Origin of the sequence: Pseudocitrobacter sp. 73 (genome assembly GCF_008369545.1) — a bacterium.
Classification (GTDB): Bacteria; Pseudomonadota; Gammaproteobacteria; order Enterobacterales; family Enterobacteriaceae; genus Pseudocitrobacter; species Pseudocitrobacter vendiensis.
The window spans coordinates 24,135-39,271 of sequence record NZ_VTZO01000020.1 but is presented as its reverse complement, the minus strand read 5'-3'; the positions used below and the strand labels follow the sequence as shown (position 1 = coordinate 39,271).

The 15,137-nt window shown below is 52.8% G+C and carries 11 protein-coding genes, 1 pseudogene and 1 riboswitch; of the genes and pseudogenes, 2 read left to right on the top strand and 10 right to left on the bottom strand.

The annotated features are described in order from the left end of the window. Positions 1-14 precede the first annotated feature (14 nt). Genes F0Q32_RS18970 through F0Q32_RS18960 form a run of 3 tightly spaced genes read right to left on the bottom strand, consistent with a single transcriptional unit; the run spans position 15 to position 2,295 of the window. Positions 15-737 carry an amino acid ABC transporter ATP-binding protein gene (locus tag F0Q32_RS18970; protein WP_149464309.1) on the bottom strand — a complete coding sequence of 241 codons (723 nt, stop codon included), beginning with the start codon at positions 735-737 and terminating at the stop codon, positions 15-17. Continuing rightward, positions 724-1,488: an amino acid ABC transporter permease gene (locus F0Q32_RS18965; RefSeq protein ID WP_149464308.1), complete on the bottom strand. Its 765-nt coding sequence runs from the start codon at positions 1,486-1,488 to the stop codon at positions 724-726. Before F0Q32_RS18965 ends, F0Q32_RS18970 begins: the two co-directional genes overlap by 14 nt. A gap of 39 nt (positions 1,489-1,527) precedes the next feature. Further along, entirely contained in the window at positions 1,528-2,295 is a 768-nt protein-coding gene (locus F0Q32_RS18960) for a basic amino acid ABC transporter substrate-binding protein (RefSeq protein WP_149464307.1), read from the bottom strand. Positions 2,296-2,517: 222 nt separating this feature from the next. Between F0Q32_RS18960 and F0Q32_RS18955 the strand changes: the two genes are divergently transcribed. After that, complete coding sequence (locus tag F0Q32_RS18955) at positions 2,518-3,336, top strand: SDR family NAD(P)-dependent oxidoreductase (RefSeq protein ID WP_149464306.1); 819 nt, start codon at positions 2,518-2,520, stop codon at positions 3,334-3,336. A 19-nt stretch (positions 3,337-3,355) separates the two neighbouring features. On the opposite strand, the gene F0Q32_RS18950 is transcribed toward F0Q32_RS18955, so the two are convergent. The 7 genes and pseudogenes from F0Q32_RS18950 to F0Q32_RS18925 form a co-directional block, all read right to left on the bottom strand. After that, entirely contained in the window at positions 3,356-4,252 is an 897-nt protein-coding gene (locus F0Q32_RS18950) for a helix-turn-helix domain-containing protein (protein WP_149464305.1), read from the bottom strand. 289 nt (positions 4,253-4,541) lie between these two features. Continuing rightward, on the bottom strand, positions 4,542-4,865 hold the full coding sequence (locus F0Q32_RS18945; RefSeq protein ID WP_149464304.1) for an NIPSNAP family protein: 324 nt from the start codon (positions 4,863-4,865) through the stop codon (positions 4,542-4,544). Further along, on the bottom strand, positions 4,862-5,977 hold the full coding sequence (locus F0Q32_RS18940; protein WP_149464303.1) for an NADH:flavin oxidoreductase/NADH oxidase: 1,116 nt from the start codon (positions 5,975-5,977) through the stop codon (positions 4,862-4,864). Before F0Q32_RS18940 ends, F0Q32_RS18945 begins: the two co-directional genes overlap by 4 nt. A 14-nt stretch (positions 5,978-5,991) precedes the next feature. After that, a complete protein-coding gene (locus F0Q32_RS18935; protein ID WP_149464302.1) occupies positions 5,992-7,728 on the bottom strand; it encodes an FAD-dependent oxidoreductase in 1,737 nt (578 codons plus the stop codon). 265 nt (positions 7,729-7,993) lie between these two features. After that, entirely contained in the window at positions 7,994-9,673 is a 1,680-nt protein-coding gene (locus F0Q32_RS26830; protein WP_370516896.1) for an autotransporter outer membrane beta-barrel domain-containing protein, read from the bottom strand. A gap of 18 nt (positions 9,674-9,691) precedes the next feature. Further along, positions 9,692-11,647: pseudogene (locus F0Q32_RS26825) on the bottom strand (autotransporter-associated beta strand repeat-containing protein); the annotation flags it as partial. A 1,294-nt stretch (positions 11,648-12,941) separates the two neighbouring features. Further along, positions 12,942-13,568 carry a helix-turn-helix transcriptional regulator gene (locus F0Q32_RS18925; protein WP_149464300.1) on the bottom strand — a complete coding sequence of 209 codons (627 nt, stop codon included), beginning with the start codon at positions 13,566-13,568 and terminating at the stop codon, positions 12,942-12,944. A 516-nt stretch (positions 13,569-14,084) separates the two neighbouring features. Beyond that, positions 14,085-14,154, top strand: a riboswitch (Fluoride riboswitch). 74 nt (positions 14,155-14,228) lie between these two features. On the opposite strand from F0Q32_RS18925, the gene F0Q32_RS18920 reads away from it, so the two are divergent. After that, positions 14,229-15,131, top strand: coding sequence for a DHHA2 domain-containing protein (locus F0Q32_RS18920; protein WP_149464299.1), 903 nt, complete (start codon positions 14,229-14,231; stop codon positions 15,129-15,131). Positions 15,132-15,137: the final 6 nt, after the last annotated feature.

Below are 15,137 nucleotides of genomic sequence, written 5' to 3'. Positions count from 1 at the left end.
AGGCCGGGCGAACCTCACAACACTTTACTCAGAAATGCTGCAGTACGCGGGTTTTGCGGCGCGGTAAAGATCTGCTCCGGCGTCCCCTCTTCCTGAATAATGCCCTGATCGATAAACAGCACGCGGTCAGCCACTTCTCGCGCAAAGCCCATTTCATGGGTGACGATCACCATCGTCATCCCTTCCTGAGCGAGATTTTTCATCACTTCCAGCACTTCGCCCACCAGCTCAGGGTCCAGCGCGGAGGTTGGTTCATCGAACAGAATAATGGAGGGGTCCATCGCCATCGAGCGGGCTATTGCTACGCGCTGCTGCTGACCGCCGGACAGGCTGGACGGCCAGGCATCGATTTTGTCGAGCAACCCAACTTTGCGCAGCAGCACTTCCGCACGACTTATCGCCTCGGAACGCGACAGCCCTTTCACCGACATGGGCGCCATAATCAGATTTTCCAGCACCGTCATATGCGGGAAAAGATTAAAACGCTGAAACACCATGCCGACGCTTTCACGCATCTTATTGAGATTGGTTTTCGGCTCATGAATGTCAAACCCATTCACCGATACTTTACCGTCATCAGGCGTTTCCAGTGCATTCAAACAGCGCAGAAAAGTACTTTTCCCGGAGCCGGATGGGCCGATAACGCACACCACTTCCTGAGGCTTAATCTCGCAGGAGATCCCGCGCAGCACGTGAGTCGCACCAAAACGTTTTTGCAGATTTTCAATGTGAATCACTTTTGCTCAACCTCTTTTCCATATGCTGGACCAGCAGCGACAAGATAAACGTCAGGACCCAGTAGATAATCGAGATAGCCAGATACGGTTCCCAATAGGTGGCATACGCGCCAGAAACCGTCCGCGCGGCGTAGGCGAGATCGGCCAGGCCAATCGCCGAGGCCAGCGAAGAATCCTTCACGATGGCAATCGCATTATTGCCGAGCGGCGGCAGAATACGTTTAAACGCCTGCGGCAGGATGACCTTGCGCATAGTTTTGCCCCACGTCATACCCAGCGCGCGTGAAGCTTCCATCTGCCCGCCGTCGATAGACTGAATGCCGGCGCGGAAGATTTCAGAAACATACGCCCCGGCATTGAGGGTAATCGCCACAATACACGAAAGAAACGCACCGTAGTCCGAGCGCAGCATACGGGCGAAATCGACCGACATGATGCCGCTCGTCACCAGCACGCCATCGCGCGGGTTTATCAGCAATGGCACCAGCGCGAAATGCACAACCATAATCTGCACAAAAAGCGGCGTGCCGCGAAATGCGCTGACGTAAATACGCACTGGCAGTTGCACAAAGTAGCGCAAAATAAAGCGCCACGGGCCATGCTCGGCTTTTGCCATCCGCCCGAGGCCCAGTAATAACCCCCACAAGGTGCCCAAAATCACACAGATAATGGTGCACTTAATGGTCATCCACGCGCCTTCAACAAAGAGCGGCGCATACTCCTGGATGATTTCCCAACGAAATCCGGTCATGACACATCCTGTCCGTTTTTAAAATAAGTATCCGCGTTGTTATTGCGCAGGTAAGACAGGCACATCAGCATCAAACCACTGGGTGTAAATTTTGGCATAGGTGCCGTCGGCAACGATCTTCTTCAGGCCAGCGTTGATTTTGCCCAGCAGTTCATCGTTCCCTTTGGCGACCGCGATACCAAAATATTGACGCTGGAATTTAGCATCCTGCACCAGTTTAAAGGCTTTTTCCGGGTGATTTTTGATGTAGTACTTCACCACGCCGACATCGCCTACCGCCGCGCCAAGGCCGTCTTCATACAGCTCCTGCAACATCAGCGGGGTATTATCAAAACGTTTGATATCGGTGCTGTTTTTTCCCAACACATCCGAAACCACGATATCGCCGGTGCTGGAGTTCACCACGCCGACTTTCTGGCCTTTCAGCGTGGCGAGGGAATTCACCGCAGAGTCTTTTGCCACCACAATGGACTGATCGGCCGGGAAATAAGGCGCAGAGAAGTCCACCATTTGCTGACGTTTGTCGGTGATGGTAATGCCGGAAATAATGATGTCACGGTCGCCGGAGTTCAGGGTGGCGAAAATCCCTTCCCATGGCGTATTCACCAGCTTGATGTCAAAACCTTCCGCTTTAGCGATCGCTTTGATGATATCGATATCAAAGCCTTCCAGCTGTTTTTGGCTGTTTTCGAATTCAAACGGACGATAAGTTCCGCCAGATCCCACTACATAGGTTTGCGCCGCCGCGACAGTCTGCGTTGCCAGAGCCGCCAGGAAACATCCCGCCAGTGCTATTTTCTTCAACATGATTCATCCCCTAAATAATCAATTTTGTTAATTATGCGATTTTAGTGAATAAAAATACACTAACAGTTTTATGAACTCAACCATGCGCGGGTTCGCAAAAAGACTTTTCGCATCGAAAAGTGTCAGTCCGCTTTCTTTTCGTCCATTCCCTTTTTTCCGTGCGCATCAAACAATTAACTGACTTCGACACCTGCATTCAACACATAACAAGGGAGTAACCCAATGAGCGAATCACATCAAACTCACGACTGGTTAGGGCTTGCCGGGCGCGTCTTCGCGGTTAGCGGCGCAGCAAGTGGAATTGGTGAAGCCATCGCCACGGCGCTGGCGCAACAAGGTGCGGATGTCGCTTTGCTCGACCGAAACCCCGAAGGCTGCGAAGGGGTAAAACAACGACTGTCGGCATATCCAGGGCGACGTTTAGTGGTGGCCTGCGATGTAAGCAGCGAAGCGCAAATCAAAGAGGCGGCGTTGAGCGTACGAGAAAAACTGGGGCCGTGCCGCGGGCTGGTGAACGCCGCCGGAATTTTGCGTCCGGCTGGGCTTGCGGACATTAGCGTTGAGCAATGGCAGGCTCAACTGGCGGTCAACCTGACCGGATATTTGCTGTGTGCGCGCGAGTTTGCCCATGATATGCGCAAGGCGGGTAGCGGCAGTATTGTGCATATTGGCTCCATCTCAGGGCGCATTCCGCAGCCGTGGAGCGGCGCGTACAGCCCGGGCAAAGCGGCGGTTGGTTTGTTATCGCAACAGATTGCCGTGGAATGGGGGACTGATGGAATACGCAGCAATGTGGTAGCACCTGGGATGATCGAAACGGCATTGACCGCAGACTATTATGCGCAGCCAGGCGTACGCGAGAGCCGCGAAGCCTTTACCGCCAGCCAGCGAATTGGCAAGCCGGAAGATATCGCTAATGCGGTACTTTTCCTGCTGAGCGACAAATCAGGGTATATCAATGGCGCGGAACTGGGCGTCGATGGCGGCCTGCCCACCATGCTGATGGGGAAACTGCCGCGACCCGGGTTTACCGGGAAATAACACACCCGCCTGCCCGCGACTAGGCGTGGGCAGGCGTCTCGCAGGCTGCGGTTGGTTTGTCACGAAATCCTCGTGGGGAGGCGCCTGTTGCGCGGCGGAAAAAGCGTGAAAAATAGGTCGCATCGCTGAAGCCAAGATAATCTGAAATTTGACTCACCGTCATGCTGGTGTACAGCAGGCTACGTTTGGCCTCCAGCAGCAGGCGCTGATGCACTACGCTCAGGGCGCTACAGCCGTGAAACTCCCGGCACAATGTGTTGAGATGAACGCCGGACATGCCAATCTCACTGGCGTAATGCGCCACCGGAAAGTGCTCGCGGTAATGATTTTCCACCAGTTGATTGAAGCGACGAATGGCGGCGCGCTTGCGCTCGACTTTGTCGCTGGCGCTCGGCTGCGGTGCGGCCTGGCGGTTCAGCCATACCATCAGGGCGCTGAGCAGGGAGTGGATCATCATATCGCGCGCATCGTTATCGGCCTGGTATTCCTGCTGGAGCGTCTCGAAGAGTGACTGAATTTTCTCTCGCGAATTACCGACCGGGACACAGGTGGCCTGATTTAACACCTGGAGCGGGCGGCCAAACTGCTGCTCGAACTGCGCCACCAGCGGTGCGGCGAGCGAGAGGGAAAAACCTTCCGTTCCGGGTGAAAAACGAAAACCGTGCACGCAAAGCGCGGGGATTATCTGGATGCAGGCGTCTTTGAAGGTGTGCGTCACGCCTTCGATTTCAATTTCGCCCTGCCCTTTGTGGACGTAGAGAAGCTGGATGAGATCCGTATGCTGATGCACGCGGATACACCAGTCATAGAGGCTGCTACGGCTGTGAATGGATTCACAATGCAGCAAATCCGGCGTCGGCCAGTGCAGGCTTTCACCGTAGAGCTTAAAGACCGGAATGCTGTTGCTCAGGTTCATGGTGCCTCCATTGGATAGAAATCATGGGGAACATCGGCGTGCGCATTTTCCCCCTCACCCTAACCCTCTCCCCGAAGGGGCGAGGGGACTGATTGTGCTCAGTTGCTCGTCCTGTGCCGGTTTTCTCCCTCTCCCTGTGGGAGAGGGCCTGGGTGAGGGCATCTGTGCGCGCATTTTCCCCCTCACCCTAGCCCTCTCCCTCAAGGGAGAGGGGACTGATGGTGCTCAGTTGCTAGTCCCTGCGCCGGTTTTCTCCCTCTCCCTGTGGGAGAGGGCCGGGGTGAGGGCATCAGCGCGCACATTCCATCGTCGCCCGAATTAACCGCGTCTCCTGCGCCACAATAAACGGTTCCGACGCTTTTAAATAGGCGGCGAATCCAGGATGCGAGTCGCGCAGCCGGCTACGGCGTTCATACTCCGCCAGGCTTTCATACCCCCACAGGTGAACGAACTGGTTCTGTGGCCCCACAAAACTCGTGTAGAACCCCAGCGGATGCCCCAGCGTTTCCAGCAAAATCGGCATCGCCAGCGAATCAAAAACCTCGATGAACTCGTTCATCTTACGCAGGCGAATGGTGTAAATGCGGTGATCGACAATCGGCATTGTATTCATTTGGCCTCCTGGGTCTGATGCGTCGGCCAACCAAGCGGCCCGAAGCGGTCATACGGTTTCGGCCACGGCGGCGTTTCGCCCAACGCAATCGCGGCATGAATCGGCCAGTTCGGGTCGTCGAGCATCCCGCGCCCTATCGCAACCAGATCGGCCCTTCCCTCTTGCAGGATCTCTTCCGCCTGCTGCGCTTCATAAATCAGCCCTACGGTTATCACTACCGCCTCCGGCAATGCCTCTTTTACCGCTGCCGCAAACGGCACCATATAACCAGGTTTATCCGCCGGCGGGGTTTGGTTGTAGATATTGTAGCCGCCAGAAACATGAAGATAATCATAGCCCAGCGCATGAAGTTCGCGGGCAAACTGCACCAACTCTTCCAGCCCTAACCCGCCTTCTGCGAATTCACCGCCGTTGAAACGCACCCCCAGCAGTTGCGTTTTCGGCCACACATCGCGCAGCGCTTTTGCCACCCGCAGCGGGAAACGCATTCGGTTTTCCGGGCTGCCGCCGTAAGCATCCTGGCGCTGGTTGCTGAGCGGCGACAGGAACTGATTCAGTAAATAACCATTGGCGGCGTGCAGCTCAACGAAATCGACGCCCGCTTCCCGCGCACGCAAAGCCGCTGCGACAAAGCCGTCAATAATGCGCGTCATGCACGCTTCGTCGAGTTCTTCCGGCACCCGCCAGCCGGGTTTGTAAGGAATGGCGGAGGGCGCGACCGTCGGCCAGCCGCCCTCTTCGTCAGACAGTGAGGCGCCCTGATTGCGCCACGGCGGATTGGTGCCCGCCTTCCGCCCCGCATGGTTAAGCTGCACACCGATTGGCGTGGCGCTGTAGGTGCGAATATCGTCCAGCAGCTTTTTCAATGCCTGCGCCTGTTCGTCATTCCACAAGCCGAGGCAGTGCGGCGTAATACGTCCATCCGGCGTGACGCCGTTTGCTTCACAAATCACCAGCCCCGCGCCGGAAATCGCCAGGCCACCGATATGCTGGGCGTGCCAGGGCGTAGCAATGCCATCGCTGGCGGCGGAATATTGCGACATCGGCGGGACGACAATACGGTTGGTCAGCGTTAACGGCCCTACGGTAAGGGGCGTAAAAAGTGTAGACATAATTATCTCCGAATTCAGGATGCTTCACGCTGAGGCAGCGCTGTGGTTTCACCGCGTGCGGCAAGGGAGTTGGCGGCGATATACCCGAAGGTAGCGGCAGGGCCGAGGGTGATACCCGCGCCCGGATAACTGCCGCCCATGATGCTTGCCATCTCATTCCCGGCGGCGTACAGGCCGGGAATGGGCAGGCCCTGTAAGTCGAGCACGCGTGCTTCACCATCGGTTTTCAGACCATGGAACGTGCCCAGGTCGCCCATGAACAGCTTCACAGCATAAAACGGCCCTTGTTCAATGGGCGCAACGCAGGGATTAGGCTGATGATTGGCATCGCCGAGATAGCGGTTATACGCCGACCCTCCACGGCCGAATTGGGTATCTTTCCCACACCGTGCATCAGCATTAAAGGCGGTAACCGTATGATTTAACGCGGCAACGGGGACCCCCATCTTCTCTGCCAGTTCCGTCAGCGTTTTGCCCTTCAGCAGATAACCGTTGCGGGTATAGAGGGAAACGGGCAATGGCGCAGGCTTGGCGAATCCCATGCCATATTTACGCAAGGCTTTGTGGTCGCAGATTTGCCACGCAAAGGTTTCATTATCGTCGCGGCAGGTTTCAATCATGGCGATACCGACGTCATGATAGGAGTCCGCTTCATTGCAAAAACGCACACCGTGGCGATTGACCATGATAAAACCCGGCTTGTAGCGATCGACCAGATGCGGGAAGACAAATTGTTGACGGCCAATCTGTACTTTCGATGCCGGGATCCATGCCGCACCGTTCGGATAGCTGTTATCAAAACGCGCGCCAATGCGTTCGGCCATTGCAATACCATCGCCGGTGTCCGCGCCTGGCGGTGTCGGTGAAAGCTGAATGCCGCCACGTTTAACGTGCGGATACAACTTCTTCAGCCGTTCATCATCGCGGGCAAAACCACCGGAAGCCAGCACCACCCCGCGCTTCGCATACAGAGACACTCGCTCGCCGTCGCGCTCAGCCACCACGCCGCGTACCACGCCGTTTTCCACAATCAGTTCTTTAACAGCCATCCCGGTATGAATCGGCACGCCCAGGTCACGCGCCGAGCAGGCCAGCCGAGCCACTACCGCATTACCCCCGTTAGCGGTAATGCCACGACCATAGCGAGCAATTTCCAGCAGATGGCGACTCAGCCGTTTCAGCACATAGACGAAAGATGTGAGCGAACGGGTGGCATTGAAGAAGTGTTTGAGATCGTTGTTTGACGAGCTGAACATCATTCCCATAAAGGTGATGGTGCGTAACGGTTTACGCAGACGTTTCATGTCATCGCCCAACTGACGGATATCGAACGCTTCCGGCACTACCGAGCGCCCACGCATCACGCCCCCCGGCGCATCCGGATGGTAATCGGGGTATTGATAGAGGTTGCAGCGAAAATGGGTTTTCTCTTCAAAAACACGTAGCATCTGCGGGGCCTGTTGCAGAAAAGCCTCCACCAGCTCCGGGCGATAGCTCTCGCCCGCTTCACTACGCAAATAGGTACGCGCCGCATCGGGAGAGTCCTCAATGCCCTGTTGCTGCGCCAGATGATTGCCTGGTATCCACAGCACGCCGCCGGAAAACGCCGTGGTGCCGCCGAAAACGGCTTCTTTCTCAATGACCTGTACATCCAGCCCATTCAGGCCAGCCGTCACAGCCGCCGAAAGCCCGCCTACCCCGCTACCGACCACCAGAACGTCACACTCGCGTGCCGGTTGCTTCATCGCCATAAGTCTCTCCCCTTATCCCACAAAAGGAGATGCTTGCCAGGATTGTTCATAGGATACCTCGCAGATGAATGTTCTAATTTGTTTAATTTATGTTTTAATTTTGTTTCATCTGCATTTTTGACAGGCTGAAAGAGAAAAAGAAGGCCAGTTTCTAAGCAAAACTTGCACTTTTCGACAATGACGCAGAAGTGTGGAGTGAATCAACGTTTTTGGCAGGAAAGATAAAACCGGTAGTGGCGATGATGCCACTACCGGAAGGGGAACATCAGAATGCGTATTTAATGCCTAACACACCTTGCGTATCGCTGTAGCCTTTATCACCCAATTGCTGAGCAACGTTGCCCCAGATATGCAGGTTTTTATTAAGCTGGCCTTCAACACCGACTTTCACTTCACCAATATTACGCGTGCCTTCCTGGTAGCTGGAGACGTTGTTCATGGTGACGCCATAGGTTTTAGTGTTGTAAATCCAGTTAGCTTCAACAAACGGCTGGAAATCACGGTCTTTTGCATCATCAATCGCGTTATGTCCTTTGATGAATGCCCTTACGCCCAGACGCGTTTGCAGGTTACCGTCACTTTTATCCTTAACGCGTGTGCCATTGGCTTCTGTATGGTTGTCTGCCTGCACATCCATCCAGGTTACCTGGACTTTCGGCTGTAGCCAGTATGTTGAACGTTCACTGCTGCCGGTCAGGAAGCTGTAACCACCTTCCACCGATGCGGTGATACCGTCAGAATCATACTTCTCACTGGCAAGCCCCTGACCTGAAACTGTGTTATCGAACCAGTTATAGAGGATCCAGCTATCAAGATATGTACCGGTTTTATCAGCTTCATTGGCATACCAGGTGCCGTAAAGCCCCACGCTGTATCCCGTTACCTGTCCACGAGAACGGTAGCCTGTGACATTCGATTGCGTATTACTTTTGCTATTACCGTAACCCGCCATCGCGCCAAGGTGCCAGCGGTCCTGGCCGTTGGTGCTCCACGCAGCGAGATCGCCGCCTAACTGCACGACATAGCGATTACTTTGCGTTTTCAACTGTCCCTTCGCCGTATCAAAGCGGTTGTGCCCACCGACCTGACGCAGCCACAGGCTGGTCACCTTCTCTTCGCCTGTTAACAGATCGGTATACTGTGTGTCGCCCACGCGATCGTGCAACCGGGTGTTAAACATCGTGTTAGCCGCCGCCAGGTTAGCGAGATAAGAACCGCTTTCAGGACGATGGGTTGATGGGCCAGGATGCACCGGATCGGTCGGGTCGGTTGGTTCTGTTGGATCAACCGGGTCCGTTGGATCAACCGGGTCTGTTGGATCGACTGGGTCTGTTGGATCGACTGGGTCTGTAGGGTCCGTCGGGTCTGTAGGGTCCGTCGGGTCGGTTGGATCGGTCGGTTGCACTGTGTTGGTCAGATACCAGTTTCCGGTGCTGCTGCCTTCCCCACGCCCCAGAAAGTATTCGTAACTTCCCGCCACAATACGCCCGGACTGAACAAACTCACCGTCGGAGCTTCCCCCAACATTAACGACTTCAATACCGTTAATGGTTTTTGCTCCGCTACCGCCCGCATTATTAATAACCACGTTGGTCGTGCCGGAAGTATCACCCTCAACAATCAACTTATCCGTTAATGAGTTATCACTACCCAATACGGTATTCATCACCAGCGTACCGTTATCACCGACGTAGTCACCGTTGATGGTGAGCGTATTTCCAACGCTGGAACCCGCCAGTTGAACTGTGCCGGTATTATTTAACGAACCGAGATTCAGGTTGGTCGCACGGTTTGCGTCACCGTAGCCAGAGATCGCCGCCAGAGCGTTATACGCGGCGATCACGCCGGCATTATCCACATGACCCACAACGTTGCCGGTTCCTGACAGAATACCGCCAGTCCCTACCGTGACATCACCGCCTAGTGCTGAGGACGCCGTATCCATTTCTCCCACTACCAACGTGCCGGATGCCACTTCAGTGGTGCCGCTAAAGCCTGACATCGAAGAGCCTACACTTAATGTACCGCTGCCGTTTTTCAGCGTCAGGCCGCTACCGGTGACGTTATTCGCCAACATCCAGTCAGTTGCGTTGTTAACGACCAGGGTCCCTTCCGTTGCGACATCTGCGCTCCCCAGGTTTTTCGCTTCAGAAACCTGCAGCGTTGCCCCCTCATCCACCTGGAAATGGCCAGAAAAGTGGCTGTTGTCCCCCGCAAGCGTGATATCTGTGCCTTGCTGAGCCTGAACGTTACCCAGCCCGGCAATCGCTACACTTGCCACACCTACCGGGAGCGATGTCCATGCGGCATTGTCACTGCTCAGGTTACCAAAAGTCAGCCTATCGGCATCCGTTGTAAGGGTGATCCCCTGCGCACTGTTAAAGGCGCTGGCAGCGTTCAGCTTGAGTTCGGCACCACCATTGAGAGCAATCTGTCCGGTAAAATCATCCTGAGCTCCATTGACCAGAACGACGCTCGGATCAATGTTCAGAGAACCGTTACCCGCCAACGTACCCGCTTCAATCATGCCTCCGAGGTGATCACCTGCGGCACGCTGGCTATCGGTGATAGTGAGTGCCCCTGAGAGAGTCATCTGGCTCCCTTGTGCCGTATTCAATGCACCTACAGCCTGATTGTAACCCTGCATGTCTGCCGCTGTACCCGCATCCAGATTCAGCGCCGAGGTCTGACCAAGTACGTTATTGTTGGCCAACACTAGCGTGCCTGAGCGCACATCGGTTACGCCGCTGTAGCTGTTACTTCCGTTGGAGAGCGATACCTGCTGGCCTGTACCTGCAACAATGGCCAGGTCGCCTGTACCAATTACTTTTGCCCCCAGGTCGGTTGCCGCCCCCGTCGCCCCGGTTACAGGCGTCAGCACTAACGCCTGCTCACCCGTGCCGAGCAGGTTCACCTGTTGAAGTCCATAATTAACATACAAACCGTCAGATGCTGTTCCCGCTGTCAGACCGAAATCATAGGTGCCTTCCGCCACAGTGACGCCATCCTGAGTAATACCCAGCGTGCGTGCATCGGAAATCGCGTTACCATTTTGATCGACTAAATCGATAGCGCCGCCGGTTCCCGTGACGTTGCTGGCACTGACCAGTTGTACCATCGCTCCCTGGTCGTCCTGCTCAAGCAGCGATAAAGACGTATCCGGTACGGGTTGGCTGTTGTTGAAATCTGCCGGAACGGTGACCTGTACAGTGCCAGTACCGGTGATATCAAGTTCACCCGCCGTAATCGTGCTGACGGCTTTTTTATCGGCAGGGACATTCGCATTGAATATCGCCTTCCCGCCGTTAAAACTCAGGCCACCAATTTGTTGATTCGTATCGGTTAATGAACCATCGCCTACCGTGGTGATGTTACCGGCATCAAGCCGTAACGTGGCCTGGCTCAAGGCGGAGGTATTCTCGCCTGTAAGCGCAAATGAGTTATTAGCCAGTGCCGCCGTACCGGTAAACGCTGTGCCGACCGCTGAAGAGAAATTAAAGGCTTCGCCGTTGTTCGATGCAACTAACAACCCATCGCCGGTCAGCGCGTTGTTGAAGGTAAACGCGCCGTCGGCAAGCGTGGCGAGCGTAGCGTCGAGTGCGATATTGGCTACACCGCTACCAAGATTTACCTGTGACGTTGCCGTTGTCGGGTCGAGTTGTAATGTGCCCACTTTTACATTCGTGCCACCAGTGTAGGTATTGACTCCCGTGAGCAGAAGCGTGCCTTCACCCGTTTTACTGAGTGATCCCGTACCGGAAATCACTTCACCAAGGGTGTTGTCATAACCGTTAGTGTCAACTGCTCCACCGCCGCCATTGAGTACAAACTCATCGGTGCTGATATTCGCGACGGTGTCGTATTGCAGCGTTGCACCGCTATCCAGGTTGAGCGAATTCAATACCGAGTCACCCGTCATGGTCCAGACGCTATTATCGCCATTAATCGATAAATTCAGCGTGCCTGCATCAGCCGTATCGGAATAGGAGTTTGTTATCCCTTTAAAAGCACTTCCTTGCGCCATATTGAGGGACACAAGGGCTCCTTTATCGCTGAGAATATTGCCATTGATAGTGTAGGCACCCGATGTCTCAGCATTAGAGGCCGCATCCCAAGATTTGATTAACGCTTCACTCCCGGTGGCATAGATTGCAGACCCCGTCCCTACGCTAATATTTGCATCTTTCGCAAGATAAATTGCAGCAGTTTTATCTGCAATTGTGGAGGAAGCAAAAATCCCGTTTGCGGTTTTCCCTGTGGCTGAAATATTCACATTACCCAGTGAGATCATCCCCGCTGCGCGGGCATAAACCCCATGCGCATTATTGCCGACGGTAGTTATCTTACTGTCGCCATTGATATATATTTCGGCTTTGCCTAACGGCGTCGTGCTATTTTCCGTATCCTGCCCTGCATACACGGCATATCCCGACCAGGTCGCTCCTGATGAGGTAGTCTCTATAGTAGACTGACCATTGAGCGTGATCGTTGCCACCGCATTTGCGCTGCCTATTGAGGCATTGGCACGAACGCCCATTCCTGTTGCTTTGATATTGGTTTCATTATTTATAGTAACTTTGGCGTAGCTCGCAGTAAGTTCTCGTCCAAGGTTAATCCCATCGGAACTGAAGCCGCTGGTAACGGCATTATAATTTTCAATTTCGACCTGCCCGCCGCCATTTTTAGTATGAATGCCGTCTGACAGCATGCCCGTTGTGTTGACAGTGAGATCGTTAAATTTGTACGTTGAACCATCGTTTAAATAAATCGCCCAACCTTGTAGCGGACTCGTTTTTGCCGTTACTCCGGTAATGATGTTAACTTCATCATAATTTGTGTAATCGCGTCCTGCGCCATTGGGATTATTCGAACCATAGTAATAGAGTGTGCTTGTGGCATCCAGTACAGCCGCATTGGAGGCTGAGATATAGCCTCCGGACGTCATTAAAGCAAATGATATATACAACGCAACCTTATTTGGCCTTAGAGGTATCAACATCATAGAGAGCTCCTTGGGTTTCCCCTCATTGTTAAAAGCATTAGAAATAAACAATGTTCTTTGATGTAAATAATAAACAATGGCCGTATTCGAGGAATACGGCTAACAGGAGACAATAGCCAACCAGAGCATCTATCGGACAAACCAGATGCAAAAATTGAAAGAACGAATTGTTATATCAACCGCAGTTCTTGCGGTTTTTCATGAAAATTAATCACATTGCCAAAGAAAAGCGAAAGAGATCGTTAACATCATTTCCCATCTTCTTTTCTACACGCTGCTTTGCCGCATACACACTTCTAATATCAATATTGAAAAGTGCTGCAACAGAAGTACAATCACGGCCCGCCATTAATTCACGTAATACGTTTAGCTCTAGTTTCGACAGGGTTTCTCCCTTTACGGGTACGGCACCTCGCCCAATAAACTTATTTTTAATTTTTTCAGTAACATAAGGCATACTGTCGTTGGGGTAGATAATTAAAAAAATCCCCGTCTCATTTTTCAACCAATAATTCGCCAACGGTTGCAAATGCTTATCGCAAACGACAATAATATTCAATCGAGTTTCCAGAAGGTAATCGATCCATTGCCTGTCCATTAGCAACCTGAGAAAACTGATCGAAAAATCAACAAACACACAACCATTGTAAAGATAATTATGACTTTGCTTCAGCACTCCTTCTACAATACCTATTGAAAAATAACCACTTCCCTCTGGCCATATCCCAAAACAGAAATTTTGACAAAATGACACCCGCAAGGATGTTTTGGGTTTTATCTCACAATTAAGAGGGCACGTAATACAATTCATCTTTTGAAGATTAAACCTATCCGGCATTCTCCCTCCTTCCCTTTGTTTTGTATAATTTCACTGACAAAAAGCCTTGTCAACATCCATTGATTCGGTGAATGATCATACCAATCGCCAATAAATTTCGATATACGAGAATAATCCTAGCAGCTCAAAAAAAGGTTCTTAACAAGAGTCCCAAAACACTCACAAAAATAGCAAGCATCAGATTTCAGAAGAATTAAACTAAGAGTTATGACACCGGCATTAAGAATTTTGCCACTAAAAATTTTTTTATTCTAAGAAGGTGATAATACCAATAGTCAACGATCTCAGTGCGAAATCATTTTACCGCACCGGCTAAGAGGGGAGCAGTTTTATTAGACCTACTATCCATAATTTTAAAATGGAGGTTCATTTTATTAGGTTGGCTTAAATCATCTTCTCTTCACCTAAGCGCTTGTCATTTAAATAAGTTTTGCAATACGATCACAGTTTCTGGTTTTAAGCACTGGCGAGGTTGACGAGAAAGAAACTTGAAAGCGGATACCACCTGGTTCAAACTCCCCTCAAGGTGATGGCGTTCCACCTTCCCCAACCGCCTCGTTCGTAGGCTAATGACGCCTGATATGACTCTCATTCACGATGGGGCGTGTCAGGCTGGTCTTTTTTTCCGGCTCAGCATGCTTCCCTGAAAAGGTTTAAGCAATGATAAATGTACTTGGACATCTTCACCCGGATAGCGACGCCATTTGCACCGCGTATATGACAAGCCGCTGGCTTACGCTGCGCGGTCTTCGGGCACAGGCCTGCCGTTGTGGGGAAATCAATCGCGAAACGCAGTTTATTTTTGAACAGGCAAAACTGCCAGTTCCCGCCTTACTCACCGATTCTCTCGCCGATCGCGATGTCTGGCTGGTCGATTTTACCGAGCCCACTCAGGGCCCCGCCTCTTTAGCGGAAAGTAACGTTGTCGGCATCATCGACCACCACCGTCTTGGCGGCCTGGTGACGCGCCTGCCGCCGGAAGTGTGGGTGAAGCCGGTAGGCAGCAGCAGTACGCTGCTCTGGCAATTGATGACGCCAGAGATCCGCCGCATGATAACGCCCGCCGAAGCGCTATTAATGCTGGGAGCCGTGATCAGCGACACCGTCGCGCTTCGCTCCCCCACCACGACGCCTGATGACAAGTTTGCCGTTGAAGAACTGTCAACCCTCGCCGGTATCGAGAAAGATGCCTTTATTGCAGGGCTACTGACCGCGAAAACCAGCATTGAGGGGCTAAGCGGGAAAGCGCTGCTGAATAAAGATATCAAAACATTCCAGATTCAGGGTGTGAAGGTTAACGCCGCACAGATCGAACTGTTTTCATTGAGTCAGGTGGATGCAGTACTGGATGAGTTGCAACAAGAGATGGCGCGGAATATCCAGGAAACCGGCGCGCAACGGGTGGTGGTCATGCTGACGGATATCAATGCCGGGTATTCGACTCTCTACTTTGCCGCGCCGGAAGGCCAGCAAGCAGACGCCCCCTGTGTTGTAGAAGGGATGCTGAGCCGTAAAAAACAGTTATTGCCGTGGCTTGAGAACTATCTTGCTAAGGGAAAATAACGGTTT

What these genes read in the sequence shown, in the direction of transcription:
- F0Q32_RS18945 (WP_149464304.1), bottom strand. Translation starts at nt 4,865, where the DNA reads ATGAATACAATGCCGATTGTCGATCACCGCATTTACACCATTCGCCTG.
- F0Q32_RS26830 (WP_370516896.1), bottom strand. Translation starts at nt 9,673, where the DNA reads ATGGATACGGCGTCCTCAGCACTAGGCGGTGATGTCACGGTAGGGACT.
- F0Q32_RS18925 (WP_149464300.1), bottom strand. Translation starts at nt 13,568, where the DNA reads ATGCCGGATAGGTTTAATCTTCAAAAGATGAATTGTATTACGTGCCCT.
- F0Q32_RS18920 (WP_149464299.1), top strand. Translation starts at nt 14,229, where the DNA reads ATGATAAATGTACTTGGACATCTTCACCCGGATAGCGACGCCATTTGC.
- F0Q32_RS18965 (WP_149464308.1), bottom strand. Translation starts at nt 1,488, where the DNA reads ATGACCGGATTTCGTTGGGAAATCATCCAGGAGTATGCGCCGCTCTTT.
- F0Q32_RS18950 (WP_149464305.1), bottom strand. Translation starts at nt 4,252, where the DNA reads ATGAACCTGAGCAACAGCATTCCGGTCTTTAAGCTCTACGGTGAAAGC.
- F0Q32_RS18935 (WP_149464302.1), bottom strand. Translation starts at nt 7,728, where the DNA reads ATGGCGATGAAGCAACCGGCACGCGAGTGTGACGTTCTGGTGGTCGGT.
- F0Q32_RS18940 (WP_149464303.1), bottom strand. Translation starts at nt 5,977, where the DNA reads ATGTCTACACTTTTTACGCCCCTTACCGTAGGGCCGTTAACGCTGACC.
- F0Q32_RS18955 (WP_149464306.1), top strand. Translation starts at nt 2,518, where the DNA reads ATGAGCGAATCACATCAAACTCACGACTGGTTAGGGCTTGCCGGGCGC.
- F0Q32_RS18960 (WP_149464307.1), bottom strand. Translation starts at nt 2,295, where the DNA reads ATGTTGAAGAAAATAGCACTGGCGGGATGTTTCCTGGCGGCTCTGGCA.